Source organism: Paracoccus sp. NFXS7 (assembly GCF_040148865.1).
GTDB lineage: Bacteria > Pseudomonadota > Alphaproteobacteria > Rhodobacterales > Rhodobacteraceae > Paracoccus > Paracoccus marcusii.
In genome coordinates, this window is sequence record NZ_JAKEKV010000002.1 from 15686 (window position 1) to 33003 (window position 17318).

General features: G+C 69.1%; 19 protein-coding genes. 13 read left to right on the top strand and 6 right to left on the bottom strand.

Going from position 1 to position 17318, the window contains the following annotated elements; all coding sequences use genetic code 11:
* Nucleotides 1-25: 25 nt before the first annotated feature.
* Genes fsa through LZ686_RS04745 form a run of 5 tightly spaced genes read left to right on the top strand, consistent with a single transcriptional unit; the run spans nt 26 to nt 3788 of the window.
* The gene (gene fsa, locus LZ686_RS04725) at nt 26-679 is read left to right on the top strand and encodes a fructose-6-phosphate aldolase (protein WP_046000760.1); all 654 of its coding nucleotides are present in this window, start codon (nt 26-28) and stop codon (nt 677-679) included.
* A gap of 24 nt (nt 680-703) precedes the next feature.
* Nucleotides 704-1384, top strand: coding sequence for a DUF484 family protein (locus LZ686_RS04730; RefSeq protein ID WP_045980932.1), 681 nt, complete (start codon nt 704-706; stop codon nt 1382-1384).
* The gene (locus LZ686_RS04735) at nt 1381-2292 is read left to right on the top strand and encodes a tyrosine recombinase XerC (protein ID WP_349547130.1); all 912 of its coding nucleotides are present in this window, start codon (nt 1381-1383) and stop codon (nt 2290-2292) included. The genes LZ686_RS04730 and LZ686_RS04735 overlap by 4 nt, the downstream gene beginning before the upstream one ends.
* 51 nt (nt 2293-2343) lie before the next feature.
* Nucleotides 2344-2919 (top strand): peptide-methionine (S)-S-oxide reductase MsrA, encoded by a 576-nt coding sequence (gene msrA / locus LZ686_RS04740; protein WP_349547131.1) that lies wholly within the window; start codon nt 2344-2346, stop codon nt 2917-2919.
* Entirely contained in the window at nt 2919-3788 is an 870-nt protein-coding gene (locus LZ686_RS04745; RefSeq protein ID WP_046000758.1) for a 50S ribosomal protein L11 methyltransferase, read from the top strand. The genes msrA and LZ686_RS04745 overlap by 1 nt, the downstream gene beginning before the upstream one ends.
* A gap of 83 nt (nt 3789-3871) precedes the next feature.
* Here the strand turns inward: LZ686_RS04745 and LZ686_RS04750 are convergent, their stop codons facing one another.
* Nucleotides 3872-4066: a DUF1127 domain-containing protein gene (locus tag LZ686_RS04750; RefSeq protein ID WP_042250734.1), complete on the bottom strand. Its 195-nt coding sequence runs from the start codon at nt 4064-4066 to the stop codon at nt 3872-3874.
* A gap of 191 nt (nt 4067-4257) precedes the next feature.
* Nucleotides 4258-4977, bottom strand: a complete 720-nt coding sequence (locus LZ686_RS04755; protein ID WP_127897750.1) for a 16S rRNA (uracil(1498)-N(3))-methyltransferase — start codon at nt 4975-4977, stop codon at nt 4258-4260.
* 15 nt (nt 4978-4992) lie between these two features.
* On the opposite strand from LZ686_RS04755, the gene ubiA reads away from it, so the two are divergent.
* The 3 genes from ubiA (at nt 4993) to LZ686_RS04770 (ending at nt 8481) form a co-directional block, all read left to right on the top strand.
* A complete protein-coding gene (gene ubiA / locus LZ686_RS04760; RefSeq protein ID WP_273744250.1) occupies nt 4993-5931 on the top strand; it encodes a 4-hydroxybenzoate octaprenyltransferase in 939 nt (312 codons plus the stop codon).
* A gap of 61 nt (nt 5932-5992) precedes the next feature.
* Nucleotides 5993-8155, top strand: coding sequence for an OmpA family protein (locus LZ686_RS04765; RefSeq protein ID WP_349547132.1), 2163 nt, complete (start codon nt 5993-5995; stop codon nt 8153-8155).
* The gene (locus LZ686_RS04770) at nt 8152-8481 is read left to right on the top strand and encodes a hypothetical protein (RefSeq protein ID WP_349547133.1); all 330 of its coding nucleotides are present in this window, start codon (nt 8152-8154) and stop codon (nt 8479-8481) included. The genes LZ686_RS04765 and LZ686_RS04770 overlap by 4 nt, the downstream gene beginning before the upstream one ends.
* An 18-nt stretch (nt 8482-8499) precedes the next feature.
* Here the strand turns inward: LZ686_RS04770 and LZ686_RS04775 are convergent, their stop codons facing one another.
* The 3 genes from LZ686_RS04775 to smpB form a co-directional block, all read right to left on the bottom strand.
* Complete coding sequence (locus LZ686_RS04775) at nt 8500-9681, bottom strand: amino acid aminotransferase (protein ID WP_349547134.1); 1182 nt, start codon at nt 9679-9681, stop codon at nt 8500-8502.
* A complete protein-coding gene (sseA, locus tag LZ686_RS04780; protein ID WP_349547135.1) occupies nt 9681-10532 on the bottom strand; it encodes a 3-mercaptopyruvate sulfurtransferase in 852 nt (283 codons plus the stop codon). The genes LZ686_RS04775 and sseA overlap by 1 nt, the downstream gene beginning before the upstream one ends.
* Nucleotides 10533-10593: 61 nt before the next feature.
* Entirely contained in the window at nt 10594-11067 is a 474-nt protein-coding gene (gene smpB, locus LZ686_RS04785) for an SsrA-binding protein SmpB (protein ID WP_045980939.1), read from the bottom strand.
* A gap of 90 nt (nt 11068-11157) precedes the next feature.
* On the opposite strand from smpB, the gene LZ686_RS04790 reads away from it, so the two are divergent.
* The 5 genes from LZ686_RS04790 to LZ686_RS04810 all read left to right on the top strand — a co-directional run bounded on the left by LZ686_RS04790 (nt 11158) and on the right by LZ686_RS04810 (nt 16278).
* Complete coding sequence (locus tag LZ686_RS04790; protein WP_046000753.1) at nt 11158-11595, top strand: ion channel; 438 nt, start codon at nt 11158-11160, stop codon at nt 11593-11595.
* 3 nt (nt 11596-11598) lie between these two features.
* Nucleotides 11599-13257: a thiamine pyrophosphate-binding protein gene (locus LZ686_RS04795; protein WP_349547136.1), complete on the top strand. Its 1659-nt coding sequence runs from the start codon at nt 11599-11601 to the stop codon at nt 13255-13257.
* On the top strand, nt 13254-14243 hold the full coding sequence (locus LZ686_RS04800; protein WP_349547137.1) for a P1 family peptidase: 990 nt from the start codon (nt 13254-13256) through the stop codon (nt 14241-14243). Before LZ686_RS04795 ends, LZ686_RS04800 begins: the two co-directional genes overlap by 4 nt.
* Before the next feature lie 211 nt (nt 14244-14454).
* On the top strand, nt 14455-15924 hold the full coding sequence (locus LZ686_RS04805) for an NAD-dependent succinate-semialdehyde dehydrogenase (RefSeq protein WP_349547138.1): 1470 nt from the start codon (nt 14455-14457) through the stop codon (nt 15922-15924).
* A gap of 99 nt (nt 15925-16023) precedes the next feature.
* Nucleotides 16024-16278 carry a GlsB/YeaQ/YmgE family stress response membrane protein gene (locus LZ686_RS04810; RefSeq protein WP_198143153.1) on the top strand — a complete coding sequence of 85 codons (255 nt, stop codon included), beginning with the start codon at nt 16024-16026 and terminating at the stop codon, nt 16276-16278.
* A 153-nt stretch (nt 16279-16431) separates the two neighbouring features.
* On the opposite strand, the gene LZ686_RS04815 is transcribed toward LZ686_RS04810, so the two are convergent.
* The gene (locus tag LZ686_RS04815) at nt 16432-17193 is read right to left on the bottom strand and encodes a DUF1013 domain-containing protein (RefSeq protein WP_148911228.1); all 762 of its coding nucleotides are present in this window, start codon (nt 17191-17193) and stop codon (nt 16432-16434) included.
* Between the last annotated feature and the right edge of the window lie 125 nt (nt 17194-17318).

Below are 17318 nucleotides of genomic sequence, written 5' to 3' on the forward strand. Positions count from 1 at the left end.
CAAACGCACCCTGAGGAGACGCGCCATGAAATTCTTTGTCGACACCGCCGATATCGCCGCGATCAAGGAGCTGAACGACCTGGGCATGGTTGATGGCGTCACCACCAACCCGTCGCTGATCCTGAAGTCGGGCCGCGCCATCGCCGAGGTCACGGCCGAGATCTGCGCCATGGTCGAGGGTCCCGTCAGCGCCGAGGTCGTGGCCGAGAAGGCCGACGACATGATCGCCGAAGGCCGCCACCTGGCCAAGATCGCGCCGAATGTCTGCATCAAGGTGCCGCTGACCTGGGACGGCCTCAAGGCCTGCCGCGTGCTGTCGGACGAGGGCCACAAGCTGAACGTCACGCTGTGCTTCAGCCCGGCGCAGGCGATCCTGGCCGCCAAGGCGGGCGCGACCTTCATCAGCCCGTTCATCGGGCGCCTGGACGACATCCACCTGGACGGCATGGACCTGATCGCCGACATCCGCGAGATCTATGACAACTACGGCTACGAGACCGAGATCCTGGCGGCATCGATCCGCACGGTGAACCACATCGTGGACGCGGCCAAGATCGGCGCCGACGTGATCACCGCGCCGCCCTCGGTCATCAAGTCGATGGCGAACCACATCCTGACCGACAAGGGTCTGGCACAGTTCAACGCGGACTGGGCCCAGACCGGCCAGAAGATCCTCTGATCCGCGCCCCCCGGAGAGACCCGCATGACCGACGCGCTGGACCCTGAAACCCGCGACCGGCTGCTGGCCGATCCGGGCGCGATCCTGGCCGACCGGGACCTGATGCGGGCCCTGGTCGCCGCACGCGAGGCCGAGGTCGGCGACAACGTCATCGACATCCGCGGCCGCGCGATGCAGGCGCTGGAGACCCGGCTGGATCGTCTGGAATCCACGCATGAAAGCGTGATCGCCGCCGCCTATGACAACCAGTCCGGCATGGCGGTGATCCACCGTGCCGTCCTGGGCCTCCTGGAGACGGCCGACCTGGCCGACTTCATCGCCGCCCTGCAGACCGACATCGCCCCCCTGCTGCGCATCGAGACGCTGCGCCTGGTGGTCGAGGACGATCCCGCCCTGGACCTGCCGCGCGATGCGGTGGCGGTCCCGCACGGCACCATCGACCGCATCCTGACTGCCGGGCGGCGGGCGCCGCGTGGCGACGACATCGTGTTGCGCGCGGCCCTGGTGGTGACCCGCCCCCTGCATGGCCGCACCATCGCGTCCGAGGCGTTGCTGCCCCTGGACCTGGGTCCGGCGCGGCCGCGCACGGTGCTGCTGATGGGCAGCAGCGATCCGACGCGGTTCATGCCCGCGCATGGCACCGACCTGCTGCGGTTCTTCGGCCAGGTGTTCCGCATGGCCCTGCTGGCGCGGTTGCCCGGATGATGGCCCCGGCCACGGCCGACGCCCTGAACCGCTGGCTGGAGACCGAGGCCGCGGCCCGCGACCGGTCCGACCATACGGTGACCGCATACCGCGCCGATCTGGTCGCGTTCCTGCAGTTCATCGCGGCCCATTGGGGCGAACCCGTCCCCCCCGCGGCCCTGGCCCGCCTGCGCCAGGCCGACATGCGCGCATTCGCGGCGTCCGAACGCGGCCGGGGTCTGGGCGCGCGGTCGCTGGCGCGACGCATGTCCGGGGTGCGGTCGTTCCTGCGCTGGATCTCGGACCGCGAGGGGCTGGACCTGTCCGCCGCCCTGTCGACCCGCAGCCCGAAATACAGCCGCAGCCTGCCGCGCCCGCTGACCCCCCTGCAGGCCCAGGACACGCTGGACCGCGTGGCCGATCACGCGACCCCCTGGGTGGGCGCGCGCGACCTGGCGGTGCTGACCCTGCTGTGGGGGTCGGGGCTGCGCATCTCCGAGGCGCTGGCGCTGGAGGGGGCGGACTGGCCCTTTCCGGAAGGGCTGATCATCCGCGGCAAGGGCGGGCGCGAACGGCAGGTGCCGGTCCTGCCGGTGGCCCGCGACGCGATCGCAGCCTATCTGCGCCTGTGCCCCTGGGGACACCGCACCGACGCGCCGCTGTTTCGCGGCATCCGCGGCGGCCGCCTGACCGCCAGCGCGGTCGAGGGCGCGATGCGCCAGGCCCGCGCGGCCATCGGCCTGCCGGCCAGCGCGACGCCCCATGCCCTGCGCCACAGCTTTGCCACGCATCTTCTGTCCGCGGGTGGCGATCTGCGCACCATCCAGGAACTTTTGGGCCATGCCAGCCTGTCGACCACCCAGGTCTATACCGGGGTGGACGACGCACGGCTGATGGCCGTCTATCGCGCCGCGCACCCGCGCGGTTGAACCCCGGCGCGCCTGCAGGCGTTTGCCCCATCATCCATCAACGAGGCCCCGATGACCGATCACGCCATCTTTCACCGCCCCCTGGGGGCCACCCCGCCCGCCGGCTATGACCAGGCGATTTTCGGCATGGGCTGCTATTGGGGGGTGGAGCGGCTGTTCTGGAAGCAGAACGGCGTCTGGCTGACCGAGGTCGGCTTTGCCGGCGGCGACGTCCAGAACCCCACCTATGACCAGGTCAAGCGCGGCGACACCGGCCATGCCGAGGTCGTGCGCGTGATCTATGACAGCTCGCTGATCAGCTATGATCACCTGCTGCAGCTGTTCTGGGAAAACCACGACCCCACGCAGGGCGACCGCCAGGGCAACGACGTGGGCAACCAGTATCGCAGCCTGATCATGACCTTCACCGACCTGCAGGAATCGGCGGCCGAGGCGTCCAAGATCGACTATGACAACCGTCTGGCCGTGCAGGGCATGGACAAGATCACCACGCAGATCGTCCCCGCCGGCCCCTTCTGGCTCGCGCACGAAGCGCATCAGCAATATCTGGAAAAGAACCCCGACGGTTATTGCGGCCTGAAGGGCACCGGCGTACAGGCCAGCATTCCCAACCCGGATCCGATCTGATGGCCACCTATACCGCGCTGACCCACCTGCCCGGCCGCGAAGCCGCCGAAGACCTGGCGCTTGCCTGCGAGGACCTGACCCCCGAGCCCGTCGGCACCGGCGTCTTCGAGATCGAGGACGGCAGCGAACGGTGGGAGGTGGGCGCCTATTTCACCGAAGCCCCCGACGAGATCGCGCTGGCGATCCTGGCCGCCGCCTATGGCGCGCAGCCCTTTGCGGTGTCCGAACTGCCCGATGTCGATTGGGTCGCCCATGTCAAACGCGAACTGACCCCCGTCCGCGCGGGCCGGTTCTTCGTGCATGGCAGCCACGATGTCGACCAGATCCCCGAAGGTGTCGAGGCGCTGTGGATCGAGGCCGCGATGGCCTTCGGCACCGGGCACCACAACACTACCAAGGGCTGCCTCGAGGCGCTGGACCGCCTGGCCACCGACGGGTTCAAGGCGACGCGCATCGCCGATATCGGCTGCGGCACGGCGGTCTTGGCGATGGCCGCGGCACGGCTGTGGCACGTCACGGTCCTGGCCAGCGACATCGACCCGGTTGCCGTCGACACCGCCGCCGCCAACGTGATCGCCAACGGCCTAGACGGTCGCGTGGAATGCGTCGAGGCGGCGGGGTTCGACCACCCGATGCTGGAACGTGCGGCGCCCTATGACCTGGTGCTGGCCAACATCCTCAAGCAGCCGCTCATCGATCTGGCGCCCGACATGGCGCGCCATGTCGCCAAGGACGGCCGCATCGTGATGTCGGGCATCCTGACCACCCAGGCGGATGAGGTCACCGCCGCGTATCAGGCCGTGGGCTTTGCCCCCGACCGGCGCGACGACATGGGCGACTGGACCACGCTGGTGATGATCCGGGGCTGACCCTGCGCCACCATCAGGACATGAAAAAACCCCCGCGAGCATTCCGCTTTCGGGGGTTCGTTCGTCAATGGTGGCAGCAAGCCTTAGAAGCCGCGCGCAACCCGCTCGATGTCGCCGCGGCACAGACCGATATCGTCCAGCTCGCGGTCCGACAGGCGGCCCAGTTCGCGACGCGTCATGCGGGTTTCCCGCCAGGACGCGATCAGCGACGTGATTTGCGCCACGACGTTGCCCACGCCTCCGACAGCCACGCTGCGGTTCGTTTCGATCGTCGACATCAGTTCACCTGTTTTCACTTTGCCCGGTCAGCGGGCACATTTCGGATAGACAGGAGATAGTTTCGGCAGCCCGCGAACGGTAGCCGCAAAACCGGCAACCCCGCTATGCGCTTTTCGCAACAGGTGGGCCTGATTCTGTCGCAAAAAGGTCACGAAGGGGCGCAAATCGAACCCCTTCGTCTGCCTGTTGGTTAACGCCAGTCGCCCAAGGCCGATTGCCACAGCGCCAGCGCGGCCACCGCCGCCGTGTCGGCGCGCAGGATTCGCGGCCCCAGGCTGACCGGCGTGACGAAGGGCAGGCGCGCCAGCCGCGCGCGTTCGGTGGCGGAAAACCCGCCCTCGGGGCCGATCAGGATGGCCCAGGGGCCCTGCGGCAGCCCCGCCAGCGTCGCGGCTGGCCCGGCGCGGGATTCGTCCGCCCACAGGATGCGCCGCGCCGGGTCCCACCCGTCCAGCACGCGCGACAGCGGGGCCAGGTCGGCCACCGGGGGCACGAAGGTGCCGCCGCATTGTTCCGCGGCCTCGATCGCGTGCGCCTGCAGGCGGTCCTGGCGGATGCGGTCGGAATTGGTGTGGTCGGTCTGCACGGGCATGATGCGCGCCGCGCCCATCTCGGCCGCCTTCTCGACGATGAAGTCGGTGCGGGCCTTCTTGATGGGCGCGAAGATCAGCCACAGGTCTGGCGGATCCTGCTGGATCGCGGTCTGCGCGACCACCGACAGGCTGCCGCCGCGCTTGCCGGCATCCAGCAGGGTCGCCTGCCATTCGCCGTCGCGCCCGTTGAAGACCGACACCGCGTCGCCCTGCCGCAGGCGCATGACGCCCGACAGGTAATGCGCCTGCGCGCCGTCCACGGGAACGGGTTGTCCTGCAACCAACGGGTGATCTATGAACAGTCTGATCTTAGCCATGATGGGCGCGACGCTATGCAAAGCCGGACAGAAAGGCCAGACGCCGTCTTTGACGCGCCCCCGGACAACTGGGTGGACCGCTTTGCGCCGGTGCGCACGCGGCCCTGGCTGCGGCTCAGCCGGGCGGACCGGCCCATCGGGACATGGCTGCTGCTGCTGCCCTGCTGGTGGGGGATCGGGCTTGCGATGATGGCGGACGGGCCGCGGTTTTTCGATGTGTGGATCGCGCTGGCCTGCGCCATCGGCGCCTTCGTCATGCGCGGCGCGGGCTGCACCTGGAACGACATCACCGACCGCGACATCGATGCGCAGGTGGCGCGGACCCGGTCGCGGCCCCTGCCCTCGGGGCAGGTCAGCCTGCGCGGCGCCTATCTGTGGCTGGGGGCGCAGGGGTTGGTCGGACTGGTGATCCTGCTGACGCTGGGACGGGCGGCGGTGTGGATGGGGGTCGCGTCGCTGGCGCTGGTGGCGATCTATCCCTTTGCCAAGCGTTTCACCTGGTGGCCGCAGTTGTTCCTGGGCTTTGCCTTCAACTGGGGCGTCATGCTGGCCTATGCCGCGCATATGGGCCGGGTCGATCCGGCGCCGGTGGTGGCCTGGCTGGGCGCGATCGCCTGGACGATCTTCTATGACACCATCTATGCCCATCAGGATGCCGATGACGACGCGCTGATCGGGGTGAAATCCACCGCCCGGCTGTTCGGTGACCGCAGCCCCGCGATTCTGGCGGGTTTTGCGCTGGTGACGGTGGCGGTCCTGGCGGTGGCCGTCGCACTGACGGGTCGCAATCTGTTGATGGGTTGGGCCGGAGTGCTGGCCCTGGGGCTGCACCTGACGTGGCAGCTGCGGAATTTCCAGCCGGATCAGGGCGCTGTCTGCCTGCGTTTGTTCCGGTCGAACCGCGATGCTGGGCTGATTCTTGCGCTGTTTCTTGCCATTGCGGGGCTGGCATGATTGCGCCACCGCCCCCCCGTCGCTAGACGTTGCACGCTTGCAACAGCACAAGGTTTTTCCGATGGCCCGACGCCGCCGCCTTTCGACATCCCTGGCCACCATCATCGTGTTGGCCGGCGCGGGCGGATTGTCCTGGATGGGGGCCGAGGCCGCAGCGACCTTCGTCGAGGATCGCGCCGCGCGCGATGTGACGCAGGCCCTGCAGGCCGCGGGCCATGACTGGGCGCAGGTGGCGACCGACGGGCTGCGCGTCCGCCTGACCGGCACTGCCCCGTCCGAGGTCGAGCGGTTCCGTGCGGTGACCCAGGCCGGCACCGCCGTCGACGCCACGCGCATCCTGGACGAGATGACCGTCGCCTCGGTCGAGGCGATGACGCCCCCCGATTTCAAGGTCGAGCTGCTGAAGGGCGAACAGGGGCTGTCGCTGATCGGGCTGGTTCCCGCCGCCACCGACCGCGACGCGATCCTGCGCGGACTGCGCCCGGCGGGCCAGCAGGTGACCGACCTGCTGGAGGCCGCAGACCACCCCGTCCCCGACGGCTGGACCGAGGCGCTGCGCTTCGGGCTGCAGGCCGCCCAGATGACCGCGCAGGCCAAGATCTCGATCGCGCCGGGACAGGTGCAGGTGGCGGCGTTGGCCGCCGACCGCGAGGATCAGGGCCGGCTGGAACAGGCGCTGCGCCGGGCCGCGCCGCCGCAGGTCGCGCTGGACCTGCAGATCACCGCGCCGCGTCCGGTGATCGCGCCCTTCACGCTGCGGTTCGTGATGGATGATGACGGCGGCCGCTTCGACGCCTGCGCGGCCAGCGACGATGCGGGCCGCGACCGGATCGTGCAGGCGGCCCGCGATGCCGGCATGCAGAGGGTGCCGACCTGCACCCTGGGCCTGGGTGCCCCGTCCGACGATTGGGCCGAGGCCGCCGCCGCCGCCATCGCCGCCGTGGGGCAGCTGGGCCAGGGCCAGGTGACGCTGTCGGATGCGGACGTGGCGCTGGTGGTGCCTGCATCGGTGACGCGCCAGCAGTTCGACCAGGTCGCCGGCCGCCTGGAACAGGCGTTGCCCCCGACCTATCGGCTGCAGGCCCAGCATGAACAGGCGGCCGCCCAGGCCGCGCCCATCGAATTCCAGGCCACGTTGCCGCCCTCGGGCAGCCTGTCGATGCGCGGACGCATCGCGGATGCGCAGATGCAGCAGGCCGTGGACAGCTTTGCCCGGTCACGCTTTGACGTGGCGCAAAGCGGTCTGCGGACCGATCCGTCGGTTCCCGGCGGCTGGACCGTCCGCGTGATCGCGGGGCTGGAGGCGATGGGCGCGCTGCACGCGGGCCAGGTTCGCGTGACCCCCGACATGATCGAGTTGACGGGCGTGTCGGGCGATCCACGTGCCAGCGACCGGGCCGCGGCGCTGCTGTCGGAACGGCTTGGCCCGGGCGCGCGCTATCGCCTGGCGATCAGCTATGACCGCCGCATGGACGAGGCCCTGGGCCTGCCCGACGGAGAGGAATGCGTCGCGCGCCTGAACATCATCATGTCCGAGAGCGAAATCGGCTTTGAACCCAGCCGCTCGTCGATCGCCGGCGATCCGGGGCCGACGATGGAACGGTTCGTCCGCGCCATGGCCGATTGCGGCGATTTTCAGATCGAGGCCGGCGGCCATACCGACTCTCAGGGTTCGGAGGCGTTCAACGCCGAACTGTCGCGGTCGCGCGCGCAGGCCATCGTCTCGGCGATGGCCGATGCCGGGATCAGCGTGGCGAACATGTCGGCCCGCGGCTATGGCGAAAGCCGCCCCGTCGCCACCAACCAGACCGAGGAAGGCCGCGAGATCAACCGCCGGATCGAGTTCCGCCTGCTGTCGCCGCACCCCCTGGATGCCGACACCATCCCCGCCCCGGTCACCATCGCCGGCGTCACCGGCGCCGAGGTCGACCCGGACCCCGCCCAGGATCTGACCCAAGGCCCGCGCCTGCCGCCGATGCAGGGGCCGCAGCTGCCCGACCGGGCGGCGCAGATGCAGGGCCCGCAACTGCCCCACAGCCGTGCCGCGTCCGGGATGGTGCCCATGACCGTGGGGGTCGCGGAACAGTTCCAGACGCTGGACGAACGCGAGGAAAACCTTAGGGTGCCCGTGCTGACGCCCGATGACGACACCCCCCGCCCCGGCCCGCGTCCCGACAGCGTCGCAGAGCAGGCAGGCGCGCAAGACGAAGCGACAGACGAATGAACAGATCCGAATTCATAGCCGTGACCGCCCTGATTCTGTTCGGGGCCTTCGTGCTGGGCTGGATCGCCAGCTGGCTGGTCCATCGCGTCGCCCGCCCTGCCCGTGCCGACATGTCCGAGCTGGACCGCATGGCCCAGCAGCTGCACGAGGTCGAGGAGGAGCGCGACGAGGCCGTGGCCGCCCTGGCCGAACGCGAGGCGGCGCTGACCACCCGCCTGGCGGGCACGCAGGCCGAATTGCGCGATGCGATGGACGGCCTGCGCGACAGCCGCAACGAGGTCGAGGAACTGCGCGACTACATCGAGCAGGCACTGGCGCGTCGCTGACGCGCCAGCCCGCCCGGATCAGATGCCGGCGTCGATGATGGCGCGGGCCAGGACCGGCACCGTGTCGCGGTTCAGGCCCGCGATGTTCAGGCGCGAATCGCCCACCATGTAGATGGCCGCATCGGTCTTCAGGCGCTGCACCTGTTCGGGCGTCGCACCAAGGCGCGAGAACATGCCGCGATGGTGGCGGATGAAGTCGAACCGGTCGCTGCCCGACAGATCGCGCAGTTCTGCCGCCAGCTGGTCGCGCAGGCCCAGCATCGTGTTGCGCACCTCCTCCAGTTCCGCCGCCCAATCGGCGCGCAGCGCGTCGTCCATCAGGATGGTGCTGACGATGCGCGCACCATGATCGGGGGGAAACGAGAAGTTCTGGCGGTTCAGGAAGGCCATCGACCCCTGTGCCAGATCGCGGCCCTTGGTGGTGTCGGCCAGCGCGATCAGGATGCCGGTGCGTTCCCGATAGATGCCGAAGTTCTTGGAACACGACGCCGCGATCAGCACCTCGGGCAGGCTGCGGGCGACCAGGCGCGTGGCCTCGGCATCCGCGTCCAGCCCGTCGCCAAAGCCCTGATAGGCCAGGTCGATCAGCGGGATCGCGCCCGATTTCTGCAGGATCGCCACGACCTCGGACCATTGCTCCAGGGTCAGGTTCGCGCCGGTCGGATTGTGGCAGCAGCCGTGCAGCAGGACGACGTCGCTCTTGCCCGCCTGCGCGATGTCGGCCTTCATGCCCTCGAAATCGACACCGCGGGTTTCCGCGTCGAAGTACCGGTATTCGGTATAGGGCAGGCCCATGAACGCCATGATCGACAGGTGGTTCGGCCAGGTCGGGTTCGACACGAAGACCCGCACGCCCGGATTGGCCAGCCGCGCCAGCTCCAGCGCCTGACGGATGGCACCCGTGCCGCCCACGGAGGCGACCGAGGCCAGACGGTCGGCGGGCAGATCGCCCAGCACCATCGTGGCCAGCGCGTTGCGATAGTCGGCCTCGCCCGCCAGCCCGGTATAGGCCTTGGTGGTCTGCGTCTCCCAGATGCGCTGTTCGGCGGCCTTGACCGCACGCATGACCGGGGTGACGCCCTGCGGGTCCTTGTAGACGCCCACGCCCAGGTCGATCTTGCCCTGTCGCGTGTCGGCCTTGAACTCCTCGATCAGCATCAGGATCTTGTCGGGGCTTTGGGCTTTCAGGTCGGTCAGCATCAGGCGTCTCCGGTTGCGATGTTCAGGTCGGCGAAGCTGCCCCATTCGGTCCAGCTGCCGTCGTAAAGCGAATGGTCGCGATGGCCCGCCCGCTCCAGCGCGAAGGACAGCACCGCTGCCGTCACGCCGCTGCCGCAGGTGGTGATGACCGGCTTGGACAGGTCGATGCCCGCCTCGGCAAAGGCCGCGCGGATCGCGTCGGGCGCGATCATCGTGCCGTCGGCGTTGAACAGGCGACCGAAGGGCAGGTTGCGCGAGCCCGGGATATGGCCCGCGCGCAGGCCCGCGCGGGGTTCGGGCTGATCGCCGCGAAAGCGTTCGGGGCTGCGCGCATCGACGATCTGCGGATCGCCCAGCTTGCTGGCCGCGGCCACCTGGGTCACGTCGCGCACCAGGCCCGCCTGGCGCTGGACGGTGATGTGGCGGTCGCGCATGACGGGGGGCATGTCCTCCAGCGGGCGGCCCTCGGCGCGCCATTGCGGCAGGCCGCCGTCCAGCACGGCCACGTCGGTCTTGCCCATCAGGCGGAAGGTCCACCAGACGCGAAAGGCGCTGCGCACGTCGGAATTGTCATAGATGACCACCTGATGCCCGTCGCCCACGCCCATCGCGCGCAGGCGGCTGATGAACATCTCGGGCGGGGGGGCCATGTGCGGCAGGGCGGAGCGCTTGTCGCTGATCGCGTCGATGTCGAAGAAGCGCGCGGCGGGGATGTGGCCCGCCTCGTATTCGGCCCGCGCGTCGCGGCCCGTGGCGGGCATGTGCCAGCTGGCGTCGATGATGCGCAGGTCGGGATCGGACAGATGCGCCGCCAGCCAGTCGGTCGAGACCAGTGTCTTCGGATCGTCCATCGCCGTCCCCCTTGGCTTGTGCCGCCCCGATCTACAGGCCGGGGGCCAGGGCTGCAATGGCCTATCCCTGCTTCAGCAGGCGCGCCTTTTGACGATTCCAGTCGCGGGCGGCGCTGGTTTCGCGCTTGTCGTGGTTCTTCTTGCCCTTGGCGACGGCGATCTTCAGCTTCACGATGCCGCGGTGGTTGAAATACATCACCAGCGGAACCAGCGTCATACCCTCGCGCGCTGTGGCCTGCCACAGGCGGGCCAGCTCGCGCGATTTCACCAGCAGCTTGCGGCGGCGCCGCTCCTCGTGGCCGAAGACGCCGGCCCGCGACAGGGCCGCGATATAGCCGTTGATCAGCCACAGCTCTCCGCCCTCGACCGAGGCATAGCTTTCGGCGATGTTCGACTGGCCCACGCGCAGGGACTTGACCTCGGATCCGGTCAGCATGATCCCCACCTCGAGATCGCTCTCGATGGCATAGTCGTACCGGGCCCGCCGGTTCTCGGCGATCACCTTGTAGTTCTTGCTGTCGTCATCCTTGGCCATGGCAGGTCAGATAGGCGCGGCGGGTGCATCTGTAAAGGCATGCGTTGCGCGATGGCCGTGCCCTGCGCTAGGTCTGTCGCAGGGGGGGACATGCTGGGTCAGATCGCGTTCGGATCGGTGCTGATGGTGATCAGCGTGCTGATGGCCGCCTTGGCCATCTGGGCGCTGGAGACGGCATTCTCCCGCAACGCCCGCTGGCTGGCCCGTGCGCCCCATCGGCCCAAGCTGGCTTTGGTGATCGTCGCGACCAGCCTGGCGGTGCTGGCGATGGTCACGGCGTCGGTCTGGCTGTGGGCAGTGGCGTTCCACCAGATGGGCGTCTTCGCCACCTTCGAGGAGGCGATGTACTTCACCTTGGTCACCTTCACCACGCTTGGCTATGGCGATGTGCTGATGCCCCAGGACTGGCGCATCCTGGGCGGGCTGGCGGCGGCCAACGGGCTGTTGCACTTTGGCCTGATGACGGCATTCATGGTCGAGGCGTTGCGCCATGTCCGCGTGCGCCAGATCGAATTCACGGAAGGGTAGCCGATGCGGCATGGCGGTCAGATCTTGGTGCAGGCGCTGCGCGCCAACGGCGTCACGCGGGTGTTCTCGGTTCCGGGCGAAAGCTTCCTGGCGGCGCTGGACGGGCTAGTCGACAGCGGCATCCGCAACATCGTCTGCCGCCACGAAGGCGGCGCGGCCATGATGGCCGAGGCCACCGGCAAGCTGACCGGCAGGCCCGGCGTGGCCTTCGTCACCCGCGGACCGGGGGCCACGAACGCCAGCGCCGGCGTGCATGTCGCCCGCCAGGACAGCACCCCCATGATCCTGTTCGTGGGCCAGATCGCGCGCGGCGACCAAGACCGCGAGGCCTTCCAGGAGGTCGATTACCGCGCCATGTTCGCGCCTTTGGCGAAATGGGTGGCCCAGATCGACGCGACCGACCGCATCGCCGAATACGTGGCCCGCGCCTTTCACGTGGCGATGTCGGGCCGACCCGGTCCCGTGGTCCTGGCCCTGCCAGAGGACATGCTGTCCGGCCATGCCGACATTCCCGACCTGGCCCCCGCCCCGGCCCCGCTGTCCCACGTTGCGCCGCAATCGGTGCAGGCCGTGGCCGACGCCCTGGCGACGGCACGGCGTCCGCTGGTCGTCGCCGGCGGCAGCCAGTGGTCGCAGGACGCGGCCGAGGACTTGGCCCGCCTTGCCGCGGCCTGGGATCTGCCGGTTGCCGTGCCCTTCCGCCGCCAGGACCGCATGGACAACCGCCTGCCCCATTACGTGGGCGACCTGGGCGTCGGCATGAACCCCGCGCTGGCCGCGGCGCTGCGCGAGGCGGACGTGATCCTGTCGCTTGGCTCGCGCTTGGGGGACACGCTGACCGGGGGCTACAGCGCGATGGACCCGGTGCGTCCCCATGCCCGCGTGATCATGGTCCATCCCGACCCCGACCAGCTGGGCACGCTGTGGCGGGCCGATCCGGGCCTGGTCGCCGATCCACGCCGCGTGGTGGCCGCGCTGGCCGACCTGCCCGCCCCCACGACGCGCTGGTCCGATTGGCGGGCCCGGCTGCGCGCGTCCTATGACGACTGGCAGACCCCGCGCCCCACGCCCGGCGCGCTGCGGCTGGAACAGGTGGTGGGCTGGCTGGCGCAGAACCTGCCGGCCAACGCGATCGTCACCAACGGCGCGGGGAATTATGCCAGCTTCCTGCACCGCTATTACCGCTGGCGCTGCCATGGCACGCAGCTGGCGCCCACGTCGGGGTCGATGGGATACGGCCTGCCCGCGGCCATCGCCGCCAGCCTGACCCATCCCGACCGGACCGTGGTCTGCCTGGCGGGGGACGGCTGCCTGCAGATGACCGTGAACGAGCTGTCGACCGCTGCCCAGTACGGCGCGACGCCCATCGTCATCGTGGCCAACAACGGCCGCTATGGCACGATCCGAATGCATCAGGAGCGCCACTATCCGGGGCGCGTGTCGGGCACCGACCTGTTCAATCCCGACCTGCCCGACCTGGTCCGCGCCTATGGCGGCCATGGCGAGCTGGTCGAGCGAGACGAAGATTTCGCCCCCGCCTTTGAACGCGCCCGCCTGTCGGGCCGCCTGTCCGTGATCGAATTGCGGCTGGACCCCGAGGCGCTGACCCCCGGCGCGACCCTGACCCAGACGCGCGACGCGGCGCTCAGGGCGCGGGCATGATCCGGGGCCCGCGCAACCGGATCACCGACGTGGCCGGGCTGCGCGTGGGCCACGCCCAGGACGACGCCCTGCGGTCCGGTGTCACCGTGCTGACCGCCGATGCGCCCTTTGCGGCCAGTGTCCACGTGATGGGCGGCGCGCCCGGGACGCGGGAAACCGACCTGCTGGCGCCCGACAAGCTGGTGGGCGGGGTCGATGCGCTGGTGCTGGCCGGCGGGTCGGCCTTCGGCCTTGCGGCCTGCGACGGGGTGATGGCGGCGCTGCACCGGGCGGGGCGCGGCTTTGCCGTGGGCCCCGCGCGGGTGCCGATCGTGCCGGGCGCGATCGTGTTCGACCTGTTGAACGGAGGCGACAAGGGATGGGACGCCAATCCCTATCCCGCCCTTGGCGCCGCGGCCTGGACCGCGGCGGGGGTGGATTGCGCGATGGGATCGGTGGGCGCGGGCACCGGCGCGCTGACCGGCACGCTGAAGGGCGGGGTCGGGTCGGCATCCGCGGTGCTGCAGGGTGGGGCCACCGTCGGCGCGCTGGTCGTGGTGAACGCGCTTGGGCAGGCGACCGTGGGCGACAGCCGCCACTTTTGGGCAGCCCCGTGGGAGCTGGAGGCCGAATTCGGGGGCCTGGGCCTGCCCGCGCGCTTTCCCGCCGCCCATGAACCCGCCCCGGCCAAGCGCCTTGGCGAGGCCACGACGATCGCCATCGTCGCGACCGATGCCGCGCTGGACAAGGCCGGGCTGCAGCGCATGGCGACCGCCGCGCATGACGGCCTGGCCCGCGCCCTGGTGCCCAGCCACACGCCGCTGGACGGCGATCTGGTCTTTGCAGTGTCCACGGGCGCACGACCCCTGGCGGACCCCGCCAGCGATGCGTTCGTCCTGGGCCATGCGGCGGCCTGCGTGCTGGCGCGTGCCGTGGCGCATGGCGTGCACAGCGCCTCGGCGCGGCCGGGTGACCCGCAACCTAGCTGGCAACAGCGGTTCGGATAGGAAAAGGGCGGCGCGACCAGCGCACCGCCCCCGAGAGATCGCCAAGAGGGACAGCTTAGCGATTGCAGGCCGAACGCCAAACCCCGCCCCCGGTTGCGACGCCCGCTTCACGTTTCCGTCATCGTCGGCACCGACCGGCCCCGCGGCGGCTTTGACTTTGCCGCGCCGGACATGTTCACATGCCGCAACCGAAATGCACCCCGAGGACGCCATGACCAAGCCGACCGATCTGAAAAGCCTTCTTCGCGACCCCTCGCTGTTGGAAACCCGTGCGTTCGTGGGCGGCGAATGGGTCGACGCCGATGACGGCGCCACGTTCGAAGTCACCAACCCCGCCCGCGGCGACGTCATCGCCCATGTGGCCGATCTGGGCCGGGCCGAGACCGCCCGCGCCATCGACGCCGCCGCGGCGGCGATGAAGGACTGGGCCGCGCGCACGGCCAAGGACCGCGCCCAGGTCATGCGCAAGTGGTTCGACCTGATGATGGCCAACCAGGACGACCTGGGCACCATCCTGACCGCCGAACAGGGCAAGCCCCTGGCCGAGGCCAAGGGCGAGATCGCCTATGGCGCCAGCTTCATCGAATGGTTCGGAGAGGAGGCCAAGCGCGTCTATGGCGAGACCATCCCCGGCCACCAGGCCGACAAGCGCATCAGCGTCATCCGCCAGCCCATCGGGGTCGTCGGCTCGATCACGCCCTGGAACTTTCCGAACGCGATGATCGCGCGCAAGGCCGGGCCCGCGCTGGCCGTCGGCTGCGGCTTCGTCGCGCGGCCCGCAGCCGAGACGCCCCTGTCGGCGCTGGCCATGGCAGTGCTGGGCGAACGGGCGGGCCTGCCCAAGGGCATCCTGTCGGTCGTCCCGTCGTCGCGCGCCAGCGACATCGGCAAGGAGTTCTGCGAGAACCACCTGGTCCGTAAGCTGACATTCACCGGTTCGACCGAGGTGGGTCGCGTGCTGCTGCGCCAGGCCGCCGACCAGGTGATGAAATGCAGCATGGAGCTGGGCGGCAACGCACCCTTCATCGTTTTCGACGATGCCGATCTGGACGCCGCGGTCGAGGGTGCCATGGCGTCCAAGTTCCGGAACAACGGCCAGACCTGCGTCTGTGCCAACCGCATCTATGTCCAGGCCGGGGTCTATGACGCCTTTGCCGACAAGCTGAAGGCCGCGGTCGAGAAGCTGCGCGTGGGCGACGGGTTGACCGAGGGGACCACCACCGGCCCGCTGATCAATCAGAAGGCCATCGACAAGGTCGAGGAGCATATCCGCGACATCACCCAGGGCGGAGGCCAGGTCCTGACCGGCGGCAAGCGCAAGGACGGCCTGTTCTTCGAGCCGACCATCGTCACCGGCGTCACCCGCGACATGAAGGTCGCGACCGAGGAGACCTTCGGCCCGCTGGCGCCGCTGTTCCGCTTCGACACCGAGGATCAGGCGGTTGCCGCCGCCAACGACACCATCTTCGGTCTGGCCGCCTATTTCTATGCCCGCGACATCGGCCGCGTCACCCGCGTCCAGGAGTCGCTGGAATACGGTATTGTCGGCGTGAACACCGGCATCATCTCGACCGAGGTGGCACCCTTCGGTGGCGTCAAGCAGTCCGGCCTGGGCCGCGAGGGCAGCCATCACGGATTGGAGGACTATCTGGAGATGAAGTATATCTGCCTCTCGGTCTGACATTTTCGACGCCGTCTTGGAACCGGGGGCCAGAGGCCACGTTGCGCTCACAGAAGGCGCCGACCGTCAGGGTCGGCCGGGACAATCAAGGAGAATGGCATGGGCTGGCTTGCAGCTATCATCGTCGGGGGCATTGCCGGTTGGCTTGCTGAAAAATTCATGAAGTCCAACATGGGCCTCCTGATGAACATCATCCTGGGCATCGTGGGCGCGGTGCTGTTCAACTTCATCTTCGGCTCGCTTCTGGGCCTCTATGCGGCCGGCGCAAGCTTCAGCTTTGCCTATCTGCTGGCAGGCTTCGTGGGTGCATGTATCCTGATCGCCATCGCACGTGCGGTGCGCGGCCGCGCCTGACACTCAGGCGTTTGCAGAAAGGGCCGCGTCGGGGAAACCTGGCGCGGCCTTTTTCCATGCGATCGTTGTTGCGGGCGGGCGGGCAGCCGGGCGTCCATCCCAAGATAAAAGGCCGGGCGATTGCCCGGCCTTTTTCATCATCTGCGGTGCCAATCAGCGGCGCGACTTGCCGTGATCGTCCTCGTCGTCATCCTCGTCATCCGTGTCGGGCAGGTTGAAGAACGTGTCCTTGTCCAGCTCCCGCTCGGGCTTGTCCTCGTCGCGCGACAGGCTGAAGTTCTCCAGCCCGGCGATCGCGCTGGGCAGGCGCGGCTCCTCGGACATGGACAGCGATGTCTCGGTGCTGACCAGCTTGCGACGCTCGTCGTCGGTCATCACGCCACCTTCGGCGGCCTTCTTCTTGGCGGCCTTCTGGACGGCGGCGTCCAGTTCGGTCTGCCGGCACAGGCCTAGGGCGACCGGGTCGATCGGCTGGATGTTCTGGCTGTTCCAGTGCGTCCGCTCGCGGATCGACGCGATCGTGGGCTTGGTCGTGCCGACCAGCTTGGCGATCTGCGCATCGGCCAGCTCCGGGTGGAACTTGACCAGCCACAGGATCGCCGCGGGACGGTCCTGCCGCTTGGACAGCGGCGTATAGCGCGGCCCGCGGCGCTTTTCCTCGCCGTCGGCGGCGGGGTTGTGCTTCAGGCGCATGCGATAGATCGGGCTCGCCTCGGCGCGCTTGATCTCTTCGGGGTCCAGCTGGTTCGAGGCGACGGGGTCATAGCCCTTGACGCCCGCGGCCACGTCGCCATCGGCGATGCCCTGGACCTCAAGCTCGTGCAGACCGCAGAAATCGCCGATCTGCTTGAAGCTGAGCGTCGTGTTGTCGACCAGCCAGACGGCGGTGGCCTTGGCCATCAGCGGCTTGCTCATGTCAGTCTCCTTCGCGTGTCTCTTGGTCCCGAACATGGGGGCGAGGGCCGGAAAAACGGCTTCGGCTTGCGCCATTCCTCGTTTTCGGGGGGAATTGGCAGGTCGTATACCGATTCCGGAGGCCG

What these genes read in the sequence shown, in the direction of transcription:
- fsa (WP_046000760.1), top strand. Translation starts at nt 26, where the DNA reads ATGAAATTCTTTGTCGACACCGCCGATATCGCCGCGATCAAGGAGCTG.
- LZ686_RS04730 (WP_045980932.1), top strand. Translation starts at nt 704, where the DNA reads ATGACCGACGCGCTGGACCCTGAAACCCGCGACCGGCTGCTGGCCGAT.
- LZ686_RS04735 (WP_349547130.1), top strand. Translation starts at nt 1,381, where the DNA reads ATGATGGCCCCGGCCACGGCCGACGCCCTGAACCGCTGGCTGGAGACC.
- msrA (WP_349547131.1), top strand. Translation starts at nt 2,344, where the DNA reads ATGACCGATCACGCCATCTTTCACCGCCCCCTGGGGGCCACCCCGCCC.
- LZ686_RS04745 (WP_046000758.1), top strand. Translation starts at nt 2,919, where the DNA reads ATGGCCACCTATACCGCGCTGACCCACCTGCCCGGCCGCGAAGCCGCC.
- LZ686_RS04750 (WP_042250734.1), bottom strand. Translation starts at nt 4,066, where the DNA reads ATGTCGACGATCGAAACGAACCGCAGCGTGGCTGTCGGAGGCGTGGGC.
- LZ686_RS04755 (WP_127897750.1), bottom strand. Translation starts at nt 4,977, where the DNA reads ATGGCTAAGATCAGACTGTTCATAGATCACCCGTTGGTTGCAGGACAA.
- ubiA (WP_273744250.1), top strand. Translation starts at nt 4,993, where the DNA reads ATGCAAAGCCGGACAGAAAGGCCAGACGCCGTCTTTGACGCGCCCCCG.
- LZ686_RS04765 (WP_349547132.1), top strand. Translation starts at nt 5,993, where the DNA reads ATGGCCCGACGCCGCCGCCTTTCGACATCCCTGGCCACCATCATCGTG.
- LZ686_RS04770 (WP_349547133.1), top strand. Translation starts at nt 8,152, where the DNA reads ATGAACAGATCCGAATTCATAGCCGTGACCGCCCTGATTCTGTTCGGG.
- LZ686_RS04775 (WP_349547134.1), bottom strand. Translation starts at nt 9,681, where the DNA reads ATGCTGACCGACCTGAAAGCCCAAAGCCCCGACAAGATCCTGATGCTG.
- sseA (WP_349547135.1), bottom strand. Translation starts at nt 10,532, where the DNA reads ATGGACGATCCGAAGACACTGGTCTCGACCGACTGGCTGGCGGCGCAT.
- smpB (WP_045980939.1), bottom strand. Translation starts at nt 11,067, where the DNA reads ATGGCCAAGGATGACGACAGCAAGAACTACAAGGTGATCGCCGAGAAC.
- LZ686_RS04790 (WP_046000753.1), top strand. Translation starts at nt 11,158, where the DNA reads ATGCTGGGTCAGATCGCGTTCGGATCGGTGCTGATGGTGATCAGCGTG.
- LZ686_RS04795 (WP_349547136.1), top strand. Translation starts at nt 11,599, where the DNA reads ATGCGGCATGGCGGTCAGATCTTGGTGCAGGCGCTGCGCGCCAACGGC.
- LZ686_RS04800 (WP_349547137.1), top strand. Translation starts at nt 13,254, where the DNA reads ATGATCCGGGGCCCGCGCAACCGGATCACCGACGTGGCCGGGCTGCGC.
- LZ686_RS04805 (WP_349547138.1), top strand. Translation starts at nt 14,455, where the DNA reads ATGACCAAGCCGACCGATCTGAAAAGCCTTCTTCGCGACCCCTCGCTG.
- LZ686_RS04810 (WP_198143153.1), top strand. Translation starts at nt 16,024, where the DNA reads ATGGGCTGGCTTGCAGCTATCATCGTCGGGGGCATTGCCGGTTGGCTT.
- LZ686_RS04815 (WP_148911228.1), bottom strand. Translation starts at nt 17,193, where the DNA reads ATGAGCAAGCCGCTGATGGCCAAGGCCACCGCCGTCTGGCTGGTCGAC.